We start from the raw sequence: 17127 nt of genomic DNA on the forward strand, positions 1-17127 counted from the left end.
TTCGTCTGTACAGAAGAGGGCGAACGGGATACCTTATTAGTTACGTTCGTTTTTATTTCAGGAGGATCGCAGTGGCCGCTCGTAGGGCTAAAGGAAAGTCTGCGGACATCAATGAGGTCGCGGCTATGAAGTCCGTGGACCACGCGCAGGTGGATCGGCTGGCAGAGGAAATCCCAGAGCCGGATGACGAACTGTTCCACTCCCTGGATGCCGAGGAGCGCACTCGCGAGGAACTGAGCGACGAGCCTCCGGTGCACGCGATGGTCGTGCTGGTCACGGACTTCCCAGAGGAAAAAGCCAAGAACGGCGAGTTGGTTGCTGAATTGCTGGCAGAAGAAGGTTTCTTCGTCGACGCGGTCTTGAGCGTTGAGTCCCGGAAGTCGGCAATCCGCAAGGCCATCCAGACGGCCGTCGTCGGAGGCGCGGACCTCGTTGTCACCATTGGCGGTACGGGCACCGGTCCGCGTGACAAAACGCCAGAAGCCACCCGCGCCGAGCTGGATCGCAAGATCCCGGGCGTGGCAGAAGCCCTGCGTGCCTCCGGCCTTGCGGCGAATTCGCTGGACGCGGGGCTGTCCCGTGGAGTTGCTGGCATCTCTGGTTCCACTGTGGTCGTCAACATCGCCGGTTCCCGTGGCGCGATCCGCGATGGCATGGCTACCCTCGGCCCGCTGGTTCGCCACGTTGTGGGCGACATGAACAGCCGGGCCTAGCATGGGCACCAGCCGTGGTCGCAGGTTCTTCGGCAAGGTAGGCAAGGCCGGGCAAGGCGGCGGTTCGGGTGCTGCTTTTTTGGACGCCATGGCCTCCGGAACGACAAAACCCCACCCAAACCCTTCCCGGGATGAGTGGGGTGACGATCGCCCCGATGCGGAACAGGATCGCCACTACTTAGAACAACAGCGCCCGCCGCATTGGGGTTAGAGAGCTCGACTAACCGGACTTAGTGAGCGTGCTTGCCGGTCGGCTCGGCCTCACCGCCGCGCTGCTCGATGAGCAGGTCGCGGATTTCTGCCAACAGCTCGGTCTCGGTGGCTGCAGCCTCCTCGGGCTCGATGCCCTTGCGGCGGGCGTTCATCTCCGCCAGCTTGTTCATCGGCATGATCATCAGGAAGTAAATCACACCGGCGATGATCAGGAAGTTCACGGCAGCGGTCAGTACGGCGCCGATGTTTACGAAGGTGGAGGGGTTACCCTCGCGCAGGTGGAAGCCCAAGCCGAACTCGGGGGAACCACCGATGGCAGCCAGTAGAGGCTCGATGATGCCGCTGGTGAAAGCGGTAACGATGGCGGTGAAGGCACCGCCGATGATGACGGCGACGGCAAGTTCCATGACATTGCCGCGCATGATGAACTTCTTAAAACCTTCAAGCATGATGCTGAAAAGACCTTTCCTGTCCGCGGTCTAGCGCAGACCATTCAAGCGACTAAATGATGGGGAAGAAACCGAGGTCGTTGAGCACAGCGTCTACGACCAGATCGTGATCTTGGCTGGGTACGTCGCGCGTGAACTCTTCGTGGTCTATCAGGGCCCACACCTTCACATGCGCCGGGCGGTTGGCCAGAGCGCGGTCATAAAAACCGCCACCCTGCCCGAGCCGTTTCCCATGGTAATCAATCGACAGTCCAGGCGTAATAATTACATCCGCACAGGCAGGAAAACTGTGAACTGCATTACCTATGGGTTCGAGGATGCCCCAGGTGCCCGGGGCGAGATTGGGGCTATCCGGCTGAAATTCGACCCACTCGAGGCGGGGGGTGTCTCCGCGAGAAACCCGGGGCAGAAGCACGCGGGCGCCGGTGGTAGCGAGGGTGGTGTGCAGGTCGCCGCCACCAGGTTCGTCCGCGAGGGGTACGAATGCGGCGATGGTGAGGTCGGACGTGTCTTCCGGAAGGTCAGCAAGCGCGGCCAGGAGGTTTGCTTGGATGCGCTGATCGCGCTCTGGGCGCAGTGGGACGCGGCGGGTGCGGGCCGCGCGGATGTCGGAGCGGGCGCGCTTCTTGCGGGCGGAGAGATCGTTCATCGCTCTTGAGCCTAATGCCTTTCGGGCCTCCTGCGTGGTGGCTGCGGCGAGGGAAATGCTTGATCCGCAAAATAAAACACAGCGTGGGCGGTGTGTAGAGCACAAACTCTTGCCCATAAGCGCTACTATTCCGGCATGACTTCTAGCCCTACGATCTCCACGTCCGAGCGAGCCGACCTGCGTACCGTTGTGGTCCCGGCTGCCGGGCTTGGAACCCGCTTCCTGCCCGCCACCAAGACCGTTCCCAAGGAGCTGCTCCCCGTCGTAGACACTCCAGGGATCGAACTTATCGCGAAGGAGGCCGCCGATGCCGGCGCGGATCGCTTGGCCATCGTCACGGCGCCGAAGAAGGGCGGAGTGCTAGGGCACTTTGATACCGACGCAGAGCTGGAAAGCACTCTGGAGCAGCGCAACAAAACCGACCAGCTAAACAAGGTGCGCGCCACCGACGGGCTGATCGACGTGGTGGCGGTGGAACAGGAAAAGCCGCTGGGGCTGGGCCACGCTATCGGGCTGGCCGAGGAGGTGCTAGATGACGACGAGGATTGCTTCGCCGTTATGCTGCCGGACGACCTGGTGCTGCCGATGGGCGTGATGGAGAAGATGCTGGCTGTGCGCCAGCAGTACGGTGGCTCTGTGCTGTGCGCCTTCGAGGTGCCCCGCGAGGAGACCAGCAACTACGGAGTCTTCGAGATCGACGAGGCAGACCACGCCGACGTGAAAATCGTTAAGGGCATGGTGGAAAAGCCCGCGGTGGAGGACGCTCCGTCCAACTTCGTGGCAACGGGACGATACCTGCTGGACCGCCAGGTGTTCGATGCGCTACGCCGCACCAAGCCAGGCAAGGGCGGAGAAATCCAGATCACCGACGCCATTGAGTTGATGATCACCGAGGGGCACCCCGTGCACATCATCGTCCACCACGGCCTGCGCCACGACTTGGGCAATCCGGGTGGGTACATTCGGGCGTGCGTCGATTTTGCGTTGCAGAATGAGACGTATGGCCCCAGCCTGAAGAACTGGCTGCGCGAGCGTCTGGATCAGGAAAACTAGAAAGCTTCCTCAAGCTGAAGGGAACCCCTCATGCGATCGGTCGAAGAACAACTGGCAATCATCACCTCTGCGGCGGTGACTCCCGAGCCAGTGCGCATCGCGATCACCGAGACCCTGGGGTTGCGCTGCGCCGAAAGGGTAGAGGGTACCGAACCGTTGCCTGGTTTCGACCAGGCAGCCATTGACGGTTACGCCGTGCGCAGCGTAGACATTCGACAGGCGCTTTCGGTGGCCCGCGGAGGCGAGCCCGAGCACACAGCAGAGGGCGCCGCGGAGAACACCAGCGGGGTGAAGGAAACCCTGCCCATCGTCGGCGATGTCACGGCGGGCTCCCTGCGCCCGATTCGTCTGCAGCCGCGCCAGGCGGTGCGCGTGGAGATGGGGGCACCGCTACCGACCTTGGCGGATTCCGTCCTGCCGCTGGATTGGGTGGAAAAAGAAGGCCGTAAGATTCGCCCGCTGGAGGCCATCGCTTCCGGCGAGTTCGTGCATCGCAAGGGTTCTGATGTGCAGCCCGGCGACGTGGTCGTAGAGGAAGGCGCCGTTATCGGCGCAGCTCAAGTGGGCCTGCTGGCCGCCGTAGGCCGCTCCAAGGTGTTGGTCTACCCGCGCCCGCGACTGTCGGTGCTCTCCTTCGGTCGAGAACTGCTGGACATTGACCGCGACCCGGCAGTGGGGCAGGTCTACGACGTGAACTCCTATGCCTTGTCAGCTGCGGCTCGCGAGGCCGGCGCGGACGTTCACCGCGTGGGAATTTTGGGTGGCGAGCCGCGCAAGATGCGCGAGGTTATTGAAAGCCAGTTGCTGCGCTCTGAGGTTGTCGTGATCTCCGGCGCGGTCGGCGGTGCCGCCAGCGACGAGCTGCGGGAGATTCTCTCCGAGATGGGGGAGATGGATATCCAGCGCATCGCCATGCACCCCGGCTCCGTCATGGGCTTCGGCACGCTGGGGCAGGACAAGGTGCCGACCTTCCTGCTGCCTGCCAACCCGTCCGCCGCGCTTGTAGCCTTCGAGGTGATGGTGCGTCCGCTAGTGCAGCTGATCCGTGGGCGCCGCCAAGCCACCCGTCGCGTGGTCCCAGCTCGCACGATCGCCGGCATTGCCTCTGCCCCCGGCCGCCGTGGTTTTATCCGCGGCCAGTTGATGCGCGACCGCGAGACCCGCGAGTTTCTGGTGGATCCCCTTGGTGCAGCTAACGGCGGCGAGCCGACTCATCTGCTGGGCAGTCACGGGCAGGCGAACTGCCTGATCGTGGTGCCCTCGGACGTGACGGATGTCGCGCCGGGCCAAGTTGTGGATGTGCTGTTCCTCAGCAATAAGGAATAGCCTTCCCGTGCTCCACCGATTGCGCGCCGCACTGACCCCTGCGGTGCCCGACAAACGCACACGCACCGTCCTCAGCCGCGGTCATCTGTATGGGAATGTTGACCACGCCCCCTCGGCCGCTCTTCCCGTCGCCCTCCGTCCCGTCCTAGCCACCGATGGAAAACACTGGAGCGCAGCGCGGCTCGAAGACCAGCAACTCCTACAGCCCTTTGAACCGACCGTATCCGGGGACTGGGCTGCTGCGCACAGCCCGCAAGCATGGCGGAAAACCTTCCACAACCTGCAGCTCCTGTCTGCAGATCGGTTGCTACTGCCCATGGTCATCGACATCGACGGGGTATTCGCCGGCCAGCTGACGATCGGCAATATTCAATACGGAACTGTTTCCAATGCTTGGATCGGCTACTGGGTACACTCGCGGTTTCAGGGCCATGGCGTGGCCACCGCTGCGGTGGCTTTGGGGGTGGACTTGGGGATGCAGCAGTTGGGACTGCACAGGATAGAGGCGACGGTCATGCCGGAGAACGTGGCGTCTAGAAAGGTCCTAGAAAAAACCGGCTTCCGTACCGAGGGGCACCTACGCCGAAACCTGCACATCAACGGCGAATGGCGAGACCATCTTTTAGTGGCACAAACACAGGAGGATTCGCAGCCCGAGGGTCTTGTGCGCAGGCTGGTGAATCGCGGAATCTTGGGGCTAGCTGTGAACCGAAAGTAGCCTCGGCGTGGCACCGCATATATGGGTACTGCACGGGTAGCGTGGCAAGCACTTGATCACTCACGCTGCCCGCATTAAACCCGAGGAGAACTGATACTCGTGTCCGGCTCCCTTCTGCTCATCGCCGCCGTCTGGCTGGTGCTGCTAGCGCCGCTTCTGCTGCGCAACCAAAAACCCGTGCGACGGACTGCCCAGGCACTGAGCGAGACCCGAGTGCTGCACCGTGGAGGAAGCAAGCTCAACGCAAAGCGCAAGCTCAAGCCGGCCGAGGGGCTGTACATGGCTTCCGACGACGAGGAGTTGGAGCTGGTCGATGCAGAGCCGGAGTACGTGCTGCTGGAGGACGAAGACTCCACCGCTGGTGCGACATCGAGCAAGCCGCGAGGGCTGCGGGCGTTCATGGCCTCGAAGGGCAGCGAGGACAGTAAGGGGCGCGAGAACAGCGCGGCTGACGCTGAGACGGAGGTTGTCGACGGCGAGGTAGTAGATGGCGAAGTCGTTGATGATGAGGTTGATGAGCAGACCGAAAGCAAGGGCTCGGAGAACGACGAGGGTGCTGTGGCGGATGCGGAGAAGGTCGTTGCAGCTTCCGCGGTCGGCAGCGCGGTGCGTTACACGGCTCAGGACGATGTGGATACTGGCGAGTTCTCCCCGGTGAAGAAGGCTGCGATGAGTACTGCTGACTCTGAAGCCGCAGCTGACGTACCTGCGGCAACCGACGGAGCAGCAGAAGTCCCAGACACAGAAGCTCCAGACGCTGAAGTTTTAGACACTGAGGAGACTGACGCTGAGGAGACAGACGCTGAGGAGGCCGAGGCAGCTGAAGAGGCCACCGCCCGCCAGGCTGCTTACGCTGCAGTTCCGGCAGAGTACGTGCGCGGTGGAGACGTGAAGGCTTCGCCCACCCTGGTTGATGAAGTCGATGCAGCACCGGCAGGAAAGAGCCTGGACATCCTGGAGGAGTCCGACGAACTCAGTGAAGCTGACCTGAAGTACCTGGCCGCCCGCCGTGGCCGGGGTGTGTACGACCCGGTGGCTTCCGCACAGCTGGCTCGCGAGCGCCAGAACCGCCGCAAGAAGGTGCTGCTGGTGCTGCTGGCACTGTGCGCGCTGACCTTCGGTACCAGCCTGGCCTTGGGCGACGGCGTGTGGCTGACCTTCGTGGCCATGGTGGCCTTCACCGCGTTCTACCTGGTGATGCTGCGCCGCCAGGCCATCGAGGAGCGCGAGCTGCGCCACCGCCGCCTGGTGCGCATGCGCCGCGCCCGCCTGGGTGTGCGCAACACTGAGGACGACGAACTGGGTGTGCCGGATCGTTTGATCCGCCCAGGCGCCGTGATTCTGGAGACCGACGAGGACGATCCGGCATTCAGTAACCTGGATTACGCTGACGGCAGCGACTTCTTCCCCGCTCCGGGTGCAGGCTCCGACGTGGCCACTGGTTACGGCGCAGGTACGGAGGGTCGGGCACCCGTCGCAGACGCTGACGAGGAGTACCTCGACTCCCGCTCCGGCATCCGCGCTGTCTAGGAGTAGACCTCCCGCATGCTAAACCACCCCGCCACACGCGACGCGACCCTGCTGCTGGTACGCCTCGTCACCGGCGTGATCTTTATCGCCCACGGTTGGCAGAAAGTCTTTATCAACGGCATGGACGGGGTCACCGGTACCGTCGCCACCTTCGATCGCTTACACATTCCGCAGCCAAAGGTCAGTGCCTGGGCCGCCGCCATCTTCGAGATGGTGGGCGGCGCGATGCTCATCGCGGGGCTGCTGACCACCGCCGTCGCTGGGCTATTTGTGATCTACAGCGCGTTGGTGCTCTACTTTGTGCACTGGTCCAACGGCTTCTTCGTGTCCGATGGGGGCATGGAGTTTGTCTTGCTCTTAGTCGTCTCGCTTATGATGATTGTTGTTTTCGGCGCGGGGCGCGCCAGCCTGGACAAGGCACTATCGCGCTTCGGCTGAGGGTTGCACGCATACTGGAGGCGGGATTAATCGCATGGACTGTTCGCAGGTCAGGACCTCAATGTCTGCCCGGCTGGACGGTGAAACTGCGGAGCTGGCCGACGACCTCGTAGATGCGCACCTAGCCGCCTGTGAGGACTGCCAGCGCTGGTACGCCACCGTTACTGCGCTGGGGCGCCGGATGAACCTGGCGGCCGCACCAGCGGAAATTACGCCAGCGCCGGGGGAGCAGGACGATCGCAAGGCCGCCCTCCTCGAACAGGTACTTGCACAGGCCGATAGCGACCCGCAGGTTAGCGTGGGGCTACGTCGCCGTCAGCTGCCTCTTGTCTTCGGCCGCTTCTTCCTCGTTGCCGTCGCTGTGGTTTACGTGTTGTGGGGCATGTCGCTGTTGTTTGGTTCGCCCATTGGAGAAGACGCCGACTCGTCCCGGCTACACCTAATCTCCGACGCGGCGACGATGCGTTTTGCTCTGGCTGGCGGCCTTGTATGGGCCGCCTGGCGGCCGAAGGTAGCCTCTGCGGTGCTGCCAATCTACCTTGCGATGTGGGCATTTGGCCTGGGGTTTGCGACCCGCGAGATTGTTCTGGGCATGATCGGCGAGCGGGGCGACCTGGATACCCTATGGCTCTTGCTGGTGCACCTTGCCGCGGTGGTGGCATTGGTGGTCGTGTGGGCTGGGCGCCAGAATGTGTTTATGCCTCTTCAGCAGTCGTTGCGAGCGCTGATGGCACAGCCGGTAAACTTTAGCCCCAGCGATGCTCGCCGTCACTCTACCTACGAGCCGGGCGAGGCTCGGCCGCGCGACTGGGAATAGCGCTACGCGGTGCGGCGCCGGTTCTTGCGTCGGTTTTAGAGCCAGGAACGGAGCCAGATCCGCATGTTAAAGGCGGAGTCTGATAGCGGTGTGGCGGTGTAGATCGGCAGGAAGTACAGGAAGTTCCACACAACCAGCATCAGGTAGATCACAACCACCAGTTGGCCCGGGCGGGCGCGCAGATAGGCTCGCGGAGAGGAATACGGCTGGGCCACGCCCGGGCGCTCCCAGCGTAGGAGCTGCCCCATAGCCATTGCCAGGGCGATCGCTAGGAAGGGCACCAGGTTGGCCGCGTAAAATAGGTACATCTGACGGTCCAGGTTGAACAGCCAGGGCAAAAAGCCGGCGGCGAAGCCCAGGACGGGAACCACCCAGCGCCGGTCCTTGTGCGTGATCAGGCACCACAGACCCCACAGCATGGCAGGCACGCAGAACCACCAGATAGCGGGTGTGCCGACTAGCAGAATCACCTTGTGGATGCCCTCGTCGCTGGAGGGGTTGTAGTACATCAACGAACGGCTGGAGACCAACCACGACCACGGCTTGGATTCCCAGTTATGGTGGTGGCCATTGGAGTTTGTCAGCTCTGTGTGGAAGCGCATCACCGTCACGTGGTAGTAGATGAAGTTCTGCACCGTGTCGGGCAGGAAGGACCAGAACCAGTCGCCAGTGGTGTCGGTGTACTGCTTCGATTCCACCGCGTGGCGGAACACACCCGTCTCAGAGGCGAACCACGCCCGCCAGCTGATGAGGTACACAATCGCGGGGACGATCACGATGGAGAAGAAGGAGGGAACCGCATCGAATACTGCGGTTCCTGCAAGGGGACGGCGAACGCCGAAACGGCGGCGTCGAAAATAATCAACCGCAACGATCGTCACCCCGAAGAAGGCCATGTAGTACAGGCCATTCCACTTCACCGATAGCGACAGACCCAGGGCGATTCCCGCGGCGAAGCGCCACCAGCGGTAGCCCATGCGGGGGCCGAACGCAGAATCGTGGATGCGGTTGGTGGCCCAGACGCGCTGGAAGCGGGCCTCCATCTGCTCGGCATCACGCACGATGAAATAGGTGGCCAGGCAGATGAGGAACACCTGGAAATGGTCGAGCATGGCCGAGCGGCCGGTGACGAAGAGGATGCCGTCGCACAGTGCGATGATGCCGGCGAACAAGCCGACCAGATCCGACTTGGATATGCGGCGCGCGATCGCGGCAATCAGCAGGATGGCAACCACCGCCAGAAGGGCGGACATGATGCGCCAGCCCCACGGGGTATAGCCGAATACCGCCATGCCGAGTGCCTCGAGCCGCTTGCCTAGGGGCGGGTGGACGACCAACCCGTACCCCGGGTTGTCCTCGATACCGCCGATCAGCGGGTTGGACCAGCTCTGCAGCATCTGCCAGGCCTGTGGTACGTAGTGCTTTTCATCGAACACTGGGGTGCCCGCATCGGTGGGGCGCTGCAGCATCAGCAATCGGCTGAGCGCACCCAACACACCGAGAGAAATGAGGATGCCCGTCCAGCGGGTCAGCGCGAGCCGGTGTTGGCCGGATTGCGTGATGCGGGTGGCACGGCCGGCGCGGGCGGTGCGAGCGCTGTCGTCGGAGTGGGGGCTTCCGGCGGCAGGCTCCGGGTGAGCATTCGGTAGCGCGGTAGTCGGTGTGGTTGGCACAAAAAATAACTGTAGTAGAAGCTCCGGACAAGCGGGTGCGGTGGCGGGCATACTGGCGGGTATGAGTGATTCTGTAGATCCCGATGCTCTGGATGCCAACGCGCTTGTCGCCCGCGCTGCCGAGAACCGCCCTCTGCCGCAGGGCGGGATCATCTTGGCCGCCACACCTTTGGGTAATCCGCTGGATGCATCAATCCGTTTGATCGATGCCCTGGCCAGTGCAGACATTGTTGCCGCGGAAGATACCCGCCGTACTCGTGCCTTGGCGGACACTTTGGGGGTAGAGATTGCGGGCCGGATCTACTCCAACTTTGACCACAACGAAACGGAGCGGGCGGAGTTTTTCGTGGAGCAGGCCGAGCAGGGTCGCCGCGTGTTGGTGGTGACGGATGCGGGAATGCCGTCCGTTTCTGATCCCGGTTTCCCTCTGGTCGTGGCCGCCCGCCGCGCCGGGGTTCCGGTGACGTGCCTGCCGGGGCCTTCCGCCGTGCCGACTGCCCTGGCGTTGTCCGGCCTGGGCGTGGGGCACTTTGCTTTTCTGGGGTTCGCGCCGCGCAAGGACGGTGCCCGCAGGGCGTTTTTTGGTTCCTTTAGTGCCGCCCCCTACGCCGTCTGCTTCTTCGAATCCCCGCATAGGCTGGCCAGGACTCTGCAGGTGGCAGCGGAAGAGTTGGGGGAACATCGGCAGGCTGCGGTGTGCCGCGAGCTGACAAAGACCTTTGAAGAGGTAAAGGTTGGCGGGCTGCGGGAACTGGCCGAGTGGGCAGCCGAGGGTGTGAAAGGCGAGATCTGTGTGGTGGTGGATGCCGCGGAGGAACAGGGGGAGCCGGATGTGGAATCGCTAGTCGAGTTGGTGGAGCAGAAGGTGGCAGAGGGGGAGCGTCTGAAGGCAGCCGCGAGTGAGGTAGCCAAGGCCAGGGGTGTGAGCAAGCGCGAGCTGTACGAGGCTGTGCTGCGGTTGCGCGAAAGATAAATATATTAAATTGTTATAGAAAGTTTCTCTTTTTGTGATGCGCAAAGGAATAAAGGAGACGTGAGCTGGTGCTTAGCGGAAAAACGGTGGTAAAAGGTCTATAGAGAGGGGTAAATGAAGGGTGAAAAGTGGCTTGTGACCGCCGGTGGGACGGCGCTGGGTTTGAAAAGCCTCTGCAACACCCCCAAGATATGAGGAATGACTGTATCGAGGGAAGAAGTGACGTCGAAAGAGACCGAAGGGGTGACCACTGATCAGCCTGTAGACCAGGCCGATCAGGATCAGTCCATTGACTGGGTGGTGACGGGCTGTGCGGCGGCCCTCATCTTGGCTGTCGTGTTGTGGGGAGTATTCGGGGGCGAGAGCTTCGCTGCCTTCGCTTCGACCGCACTGAGCTACGTGGTGAGCGACTGGGGTTGGCTGTACGTACTGGCCGGCACTGTGTTCGTCGCGTTCATTCTGTTCATTGCGTTTAGCAAGTTTGGGCACATTCGCCTGGGCCGGGACAACGAATCTCCAGAGTTCAACAGTGTGTCCTGGGTGGCGATGATGTTCGCCGCGGGCATGGGTATCGGCCTGATGTTCTACGGTGTGACCGAGCCGCTCACGTACTACCGAAATGGTGTTCCGGGAGCCGAGGATCACGACGTGGCCAGCTCGTTTGCCTCCACGCTGTTCCACTGGGGCCTGCACCCGTGGTCGCTGTACGCCATCGTGGCTCTGGCTATCGCCTACAGCACCTTCCGTCTGGGGCGCAAGCAGCTGCTGTCCGCGACATTCATCCCCCTGATCGGTGAGAAACGAGCAGAGGGAGCGCTGGGCAAGATCATCGACATCGCCGCGATTTTCGCGACCGTGTTCGGTACCGCCGCCTCCCTGGGCTTAGGCGCTGTACAGATTAAGTCCGGCATGGAGGCCACGGGGCTGGTTTCTAACCCGGGCACTTCCGTGATCGTCGGCACTATCGTGATTCTGGGTCTGTGCTTTTTGGTTTCCGCTGCCAGTGGCGTGGGCAAGGGTATTCAGTACTTGTCCAACACCAATATGGTTCTGGCCGGTCTCCTCGCCCTCTTCGTCCTGATTGTCGGCCCGACCGTCGTGATCCTGAACCTGATCCCGACCTCGCTGGGCAACTACCTCTCCCAGTTCTTCGACATGGCCGCACGTACCGCTAACTCCGGCGACGGCGCGGAAGAATGGCTGGGCTCCTGGACCATCTTCTACTGGGCATGGTGGGTTTCCTGGTCCCCGTTTGTTGGCATGTTCGTCGCCCGTATTTCCCGTGGCCGCACGATCCGCGAGTTCGTGTGTGTGGTGCTGATGGTTCCGACCGTTGTGACCATCGTGTGGTTCTCCATCTTCGGTGGCTCTGCGATCCACGCCGAGGACACGGGTAACTCCATTTGGGGTGACGGCGAGGCCACCAGCCAGCTGTTCAATCTGCTACAGACGATGCCGATGGGCAAGGTTGCAAGCATCATTGCGATGATCCTGCTGGCCACCTTCTTTATTACCTCGGCGGACTCTGCCTCTACCGTGATGGGGTCGATGTCCCAGCGCGGCAAACTGGTAGCTAACCGCGGTGTCACGGTCCTGTGGGGCGCACTGACTGCCATCATTGCCCTGATGCTGCTGCTGACAGGTGGCGATGAGGCGCTGACCAACCTGCAAAACGTGACGATTATTGCTGCCAGCCCCTTCGTGCTGGTGATCATCGCCCTGATGTTTTCTATCTACAAGGCGCTGTCCAACGACCAGCTTTACCTGGATGAAAAGGCACAGCGGGAGTACGCGCTACGTATGGCGCGCGAGCGCCGCATGAACCAGCAGCGCGAAGCGGAAGGCAGCGGTAGAATCCGTCGAGTTCGTGGCCCGCGGGTATAAAACCCAGGAGTCGGGGAGCGCTAGTGGTCTTGGGGGGATCACCCGGGAGCTATCGGGGTTATACCTCGGGTAAAATATCCCTGATGGTCTGCGAATTAAGGCTGTCGAAGAAAGCATTCTGGGCAGCCGTGAGCGAAGCCGCCAGCTGGAAGGTCGCTGTGTGGTCGCTCGGGCAGTGGGTATTAAAGTTATCCGGTATCGATTCACTGCCCTCGAGCTCGCGAACCAATTGACCCAGCGGGTAATCGAGTGCAGAAGCAGTGATGTAGATGCCGCCAGTTCGGCCACGGGTGGAGCGTAGGATTCCGATATCGGCAAGTTTGGCGACTACCTTGGCGACGTGAGTTTGCGAAGCGCCGAGTGCACTAGCTACCGCGGCGGTTGTGGTGCGTGGGGGAGTCGCTGCCGATGGGGTGTCAGCCGCCGCGGTCATGGCAGCGAGCTGAACCACGATCCTCAGACCGAGATCTGTAAAGCGTGTCAGTTGCATGGAGTGTCCTGTTTTAGCGCGCTTCTTACTCAAAAGGTGAAATCCTTTCGGGGTGAAAAATCGCAGCTAGTTTGTGGGAGCTACGTCACCTGAAGCCTCTTCTAATTTAGGCTAGCACAGGGGAATTTTGATATGTTTCACAGTTTATTCAATAACGCACGAGGCCAGACCGATAATCCGGCCTGCTTTCGCATCGATTTGGCGGATCACCTAGTCTAAAGATTATGTCGAAACGAGTTCTTACCTCAGTTGCATGGCCCTACGCCAATGGCCCCCGCCACATCGGCCACGTCGCCGGATTCGGCGTACCATCGGATGTTTTCGCACGTTATCAGCGAATGGCTGGCAACGAGGTACTCATGGTGTCGGGTACCGACGAGCACGGCACCCCGCTGCTGGTGCAGGCGGAGAAGGAAGGTACGACTGTTCAGGAATTGGCGGATCGTTACAACCGCATCATTGTCGAAGATCTCGCGGGGCTCGGTCTTTCTTATGACCTTTTCACCCGCACCACCACGCGCAACCACTACGCGGTAGTCCAGGAGCTCTTCACTGGCCTATATAACAACGGCTACATGGTCACCCAGACCACCCGTGGCGCCATTAGTCCGTCGACGGGCCGCACCCTTCCTGACCGCTATATCGAGGGCACGTGCCCGATCTGTGGAGCGAACGACGCGCGAGGCGACCAGTGCGATACCTGCGGCAACCAGTTGGACCCCGAGGATCTGATTGATCCGCGCTCTAAGATCAATGGCGAAACCCCGGAGTTCGTCGATACCGAGCACTTCATGCTCGACCTTCCCGCCTTGGCAGAGGCTCTGACGACGTGGCTGAACGGACGCACCGACTGGCGCCCGAACGTGCTGAAGTTCTCCCTCAACCTGTTGGAGAACATCCGTCCGCGCGCCATGTCCCGCGACATTGATTGGGGCGTGCCGATCCCTGTGGAGGGATGGCAGGACAACAATGCGAAGAAGCTCTATGTATGGTTTGACGCCGTCGTGGGATACCTCTCCGCATCGATCGAATGGGCCTGGCGTAGTGGCGACCCGGAGGCTTGGAGGAAGTGGTGGAACGACCCGGAGGCCCTGTCTTACTACTTCATGGGCAAGGACAACATCACGTTCCACTCCCAGATTTGGCCGGCTGAGCTGCTAGGCTACAGTGGCCAGGGTGCCAAGGGGGGCGAAGCGGGCGAGCTTGCTGCGCCGGCCCTGAACCTGCCGACTGAAGTTGTGTCCTCCGAGTTCCTGACCATGTCCGGGTCTAAGTTTTCGTCTTCCAAGGGAGTTGTGATCTACGTCCGCGACTTCCTGAAGGAGTTCGGTCCGGATGCACTGCGTTACTTCATCGCTACCGCTGGTCCGGAGACCACGGATACCGACTTCACCTGGGACGAATTCGTACGCCGCATCAACTCCGAGCTCGCCAACGAGTGGGGCAACCTGGTGAACCGCACCGTGTCTATGGCCTACAAGAACTTCGGTGAGGTGCCGACCCCTGGCACGCTAACCGAGCAGGATCAGGCGCTGCTGGCAGAATCCTCCAAGGCTTTCGACATCGTCGGCGATAACCTCAACCGCTCCCGCTTCAAGGCCGGTATCACTGAGGCCATGCGCATCGCAGGCCGCGCCAACCAGTACATTGCTGCCATGGAGCCGTGGAAGCTGGCGAAAAACGAAGATCAGCGCGAGCGTCTGGCCACCGTTTTGTACACCGCACTGCAGGTCGTCTCCGACGTGAACACCCTGCTGACCCCCTACTTGCCGTTCTCCGCACAGAAGATCTTCGAAACCCTCGGCGGCGAGGGTGTTTGGGCGGCCCAGCCAGAGGTCGTCGAGGTAACGGACGAGTCTCCGCGGCAGCCGGTGGGCGTCGGGCTCCCGGAGCAGGGGCGCACCTACCCCGTCATCATGGGCGACTACGCCACCCAAAAGGCCACGTGGGCGCGCCAAGAGATGCAGCCCGGCACGGAGCTGCACAAGCCCAAGCCACTGTTCCCGAAGCTGGATCCAGAGCTGGCGGAAACCGGCCCCGAGTGGGCGCCGGTGCAGAAGTAGCGCTGCCGTGCGCTAGTCGGCGCGGCGCAGGCCGGTGATCGGCGAGAGCACCTCGTGGACGGACTGCACTCCGCGCCACGGGAACACGTCCCAACCACGGTGCTTGGCAGCATCCAGGTTGGCCTGACGATCGTCGAAGTAAATCAGGGAAGCGTACTCATGGCCTGCGGCGGCCGCAGCCTGCTCGAAGCGACGGAACGCGCCCTGGTGGGGCTTGGTGAAACGCAGATCGGGGGAGAAACAGGTGACGGCGGCGCCGTCCGCCCAATCCTGGCTCATCACAGCCTCCATCACCGGGCGGGGCGCGTTACTGAAGATGCCCCACGGCTGGTCGATGGCGTTTAAGTGGTTCAGCAGGTTCAATACGGAAGCATTCACGGTCGAGCACAGGCGCGTATCCGTCTCCTTGAGCTCCGCGATCAGCTCCTCGGTCGGCTGCACGCCAGCCGCGCGGCACAGGGTGGTGAAGTAATCGTTCGGTCCCATCGACAGGCTGTAGCTCTCGCGGTAGCGGCCGTAGGCGCTCTCGAAGCTGAACGGGTCGGTGATAATGGTCGGAACGCTGGTCTGATTGCCGGTGGTGGAGTGGGACTGGATGTTCGCGTGGCGAATCATCACTGTGGTGAGTTCGCGTAGGGTGTGACGGCGCTGTACCAATACGCCGCCCAGGTCGAAGACGATCAGATGTTCCATAGTGTTGGTGTTTGCCTTTGCGGTTGAGGTGTTGTGAGAAGTTGCTGGCAGGGACTAGTAGGGTTTGTAGCAAGTGTGCCCCGTCTGCATGACCAGAAAGTGGCGCCAACGCGAAGCGAAAACGAACCGGGGGTGAACATAATGCCGAGTGCCCAAGCCGTGACTCGTCGTGTCCCTTCCGTCGTCGCGCTCATTGCCGCACTTGCGGTGCTGCTGACTAGCTCTAACCTGCGCAGTCCCGTCAGTGCTTTTCCACCAATCGCCGACCAAGTGGCCGGCAGTCTGGGTGCCTCGGGGCTGTTCATCGGCCTGGTCGGCATGGCGCCCACCGCGATGTTCGCCGTCGCCGCAATCCTCTCTGGCCCCATGGCCAAGGCGCTGTCCTTCCGCGCCGTCATTAGCACCGCCATGGTGCTGGCCACCGCCGGGTTCGGCTTGCGCACGGTGGCTTCCAACGGGTTGCTCTTCCTCGCCGGAACCATGATCGGGCTGGTTGGGGTGGGCATTACCAACACCCTGTTGCCGGCCGTGATTAAGGATTACTTCCCGTTCAAGCTCACGGTGATGTCTATCGCCTACATGGCAGTCGGGCAGGTCAGCATGGCTACCGCGTCCGTGGTTTCGGTGCCGTTGGCGGAGCTCGGCGGCTGGCGCGTGGCTATCGGAGTATGGGCCATTCCGCCCCTGCTGGCCTTGCTGTGCTGGGGCATCCTCGTATTTTCTGTGACCCCGGGAACGGCCGCCCAGCGCGGTGGCGAGATGCTACGACGCGCGCACCCGCGGAAGCTCATGGGCGTGATCAACAACAAAAGCACCGACTCTCGCGGTGCGTACCGGCACATGTGGCGTAACCCTGTGAGCTGGGGGATTGTGGTGATGTTCGCCATGACGTCTTCCATCTCCTACTGCTTTATCACCTGGGCGCCGAAAATCATTGTGGAATCCGGCGGTTCGGCGCAGCTGGGTGGCATTATCGGTGGCGTGTTCGCGCTCGTCGGCACCGCGTCGTCGTTCTTCGTACCGTGGATGACGTCGAGCTTCGAGCGCGGCGCGGCGTGGGTGACGATCCTGTCGTGTAGCTGCATGTTCGTGGCCTTGCTTATGGTGATTACTGGCCCGATGCGGCTGCCTGTGGTGTGGATCTCGCTAGTGTCGCTGGGGTGTTCGACCTTTCCGCTGGGTCTAATGTTGATCGCCACCCGCACGCGCGAGCCGAAGGCCGCGGCCGTACTTTCTTCGGGTGCGCAGGGCATCGGGTACACGGTCGCTTGTATCGGGCCGTTTGGTTTTGGTGCTTTGTATGACGCCACTTCGTCCTGGACGACCGGGCTAACTGTTCTTGTGGGGTTCAACTTCGTTTTGCTGGCGGCGGGCTTGGTGGCTAGCCGGAAGGTATTCGTAGACGATCACGAGTGATCGCCGTCGCGCCTGGGTGAGGGCGCTAG

General features: G+C 61.9%; 17 protein-coding genes. 12 read left to right on the forward strand and 5 right to left on the reverse strand.

Annotation, left to right across the window (positions count from 1 at the left end; translation table 11 throughout):
- The first annotated feature begins 125 nt into the window (after positions 1-125).
- Both ACKFRT_RS00230 and ACKFRT_RS00235 read left to right on the forward strand, forming a co-directional pair.
- Positions 126-713 carry a molybdenum cofactor biosynthesis protein B gene (locus ACKFRT_RS00230; RefSeq protein ID WP_296214430.1) on the forward strand — a complete coding sequence of 196 codons (588 nt, stop codon included), beginning with the start codon at positions 126-128 and terminating at the stop codon, positions 711-713.
- A gap of 1 nt (position 714) precedes the next feature.
- Positions 715-924, forward strand: coding sequence for a hypothetical protein (locus ACKFRT_RS00235; protein ID WP_408925323.1), 210 nt, complete (start codon positions 715-717; stop codon positions 922-924).
- Between the two features lie 19 nt (positions 925-943).
- Here ACKFRT_RS00235 and mscL read toward each other — a convergent pair whose 3' ends face one another.
- Both mscL and ACKFRT_RS00245 read right to left on the reverse strand, forming a co-directional pair.
- A complete protein-coding gene (gene mscL, locus ACKFRT_RS00240; RefSeq protein ID WP_408925324.1) occupies positions 944-1375 on the reverse strand; it encodes a large conductance mechanosensitive channel protein MscL in 432 nt (143 codons plus the stop codon).
- 52 nt (positions 1376-1427) lie between these two features.
- The gene (locus tag ACKFRT_RS00245; protein WP_408925325.1) at positions 1428-2024 is read right to left on the reverse strand and encodes a 5-formyltetrahydrofolate cyclo-ligase; all 597 of its coding nucleotides are present in this window, start codon (positions 2022-2024) and stop codon (positions 1428-1430) included.
- A gap of 135 nt (positions 2025-2159) precedes the next feature.
- On the opposite strand from ACKFRT_RS00245, the gene ACKFRT_RS00250 reads away from it, so the two are divergent.
- From ACKFRT_RS00250 to ACKFRT_RS00275, 6 genes are all read left to right on the forward strand, one after another.
- A complete protein-coding gene (locus ACKFRT_RS00250; protein WP_296214291.1) occupies positions 2160-3077 on the forward strand; it encodes a UTP--glucose-1-phosphate uridylyltransferase in 918 nt (305 codons plus the stop codon).
- Between the two features lie 30 nt (positions 3078-3107).
- Entirely contained in the window at positions 3108-4403 is a 1296-nt protein-coding gene (glp, locus tag ACKFRT_RS00255; protein ID WP_296214293.1) for a gephyrin-like molybdotransferase Glp, read from the forward strand.
- A 7-nt stretch (positions 4404-4410) separates the two neighbouring features.
- Entirely contained in the window at positions 4411-5121 is a 711-nt protein-coding gene (locus tag ACKFRT_RS00260) for a GNAT family N-acetyltransferase (protein WP_408925326.1), read from the forward strand.
- A gap of 99 nt (positions 5122-5220) precedes the next feature.
- Positions 5221-6651 (forward strand): gephyrin-like molybdotransferase receptor GlpR, encoded by a 1431-nt coding sequence (gene glpR, locus ACKFRT_RS00265; protein WP_408925327.1) that lies wholly within the window; start codon positions 5221-5223, stop codon positions 6649-6651.
- Between the two features lie 15 nt (positions 6652-6666).
- The gene (locus ACKFRT_RS00270; RefSeq protein ID WP_296214298.1) at positions 6667-7089 is read left to right on the forward strand and encodes a DoxX family protein; all 423 of its coding nucleotides are present in this window, start codon (positions 6667-6669) and stop codon (positions 7087-7089) included.
- 34 nt (positions 7090-7123) lie between these two features.
- Positions 7124-7906 carry a zf-HC2 domain-containing protein gene (locus ACKFRT_RS00275; RefSeq protein ID WP_408925328.1) on the forward strand — a complete coding sequence of 261 codons (783 nt, stop codon included), beginning with the start codon at positions 7124-7126 and terminating at the stop codon, positions 7904-7906.
- Positions 7907-7941: 35 nt separating this feature from the next.
- Here ACKFRT_RS00275 and ACKFRT_RS00280 read toward each other — a convergent pair whose 3' ends face one another.
- Positions 7942-9630 (reverse strand): dolichyl-phosphate-mannose--protein mannosyltransferase, encoded by a 1689-nt coding sequence (locus ACKFRT_RS00280; RefSeq protein WP_408925329.1) that lies wholly within the window; start codon positions 9628-9630, stop codon positions 7942-7944.
- 10 nt (positions 9631-9640) lie between these two features.
- Here ACKFRT_RS00280 and rsmI point away from each other — a divergent pair, with 10 nt between their 5' ends.
- Together rsmI and ACKFRT_RS00290 are read left to right on the forward strand one after the other, a co-directional pair.
- Positions 9641-10552 (forward strand): 16S rRNA (cytidine(1402)-2'-O)-methyltransferase, encoded by a 912-nt coding sequence (gene rsmI / locus ACKFRT_RS00285; protein ID WP_408925330.1) that lies wholly within the window; start codon positions 9641-9643, stop codon positions 10550-10552.
- Between the two features lie 198 nt (positions 10553-10750).
- Positions 10751-12436 carry a BCCT family transporter gene (locus ACKFRT_RS00290; RefSeq protein ID WP_408925331.1) on the forward strand — a complete coding sequence of 562 codons (1686 nt, stop codon included), beginning with the start codon at positions 10751-10753 and terminating at the stop codon, positions 12434-12436.
- Between the two features lie 58 nt (positions 12437-12494).
- On the opposite strand, the gene ACKFRT_RS00295 is transcribed toward ACKFRT_RS00290, so the two are convergent.
- Complete coding sequence (locus ACKFRT_RS00295) at positions 12495-12959, reverse strand: RrF2 family transcriptional regulator (RefSeq protein WP_408925332.1); 465 nt, start codon at positions 12957-12959, stop codon at positions 12495-12497.
- A 191-nt stretch (positions 12960-13150) separates the two neighbouring features.
- Here ACKFRT_RS00295 and metG point away from each other — a divergent pair, with 191 nt between their 5' ends.
- A complete protein-coding gene (gene metG, locus ACKFRT_RS00300) occupies positions 13151-14989 on the forward strand; it encodes a methionine--tRNA ligase (RefSeq protein WP_408925333.1) in 1839 nt (612 codons plus the stop codon).
- Positions 14990-15001: 12 nt separating this feature from the next.
- On the opposite strand, the gene ACKFRT_RS00305 is transcribed toward metG, so the two are convergent.
- Entirely contained in the window at positions 15002-15682 is a 681-nt protein-coding gene (locus ACKFRT_RS00305) for an HAD family hydrolase (protein ID WP_296214312.1), read from the reverse strand.
- A 141-nt stretch (positions 15683-15823) separates the two neighbouring features.
- Between ACKFRT_RS00305 and ACKFRT_RS00310 the strand changes: the two genes are divergently transcribed.
- The gene (locus ACKFRT_RS00310; protein WP_408925334.1) at positions 15824-17098 is read left to right on the forward strand and encodes a CynX/NimT family MFS transporter; all 1275 of its coding nucleotides are present in this window, start codon (positions 15824-15826) and stop codon (positions 17096-17098) included.
- Positions 17099-17127 lie beyond the last annotated feature (29 nt).

Origin of the sequence: Corynebacterium jamesii (genome assembly GCF_046097395.1) — a bacterium.
GTDB lineage: Bacteria > Actinomycetota > Actinomycetes > Mycobacteriales > Mycobacteriaceae > Corynebacterium.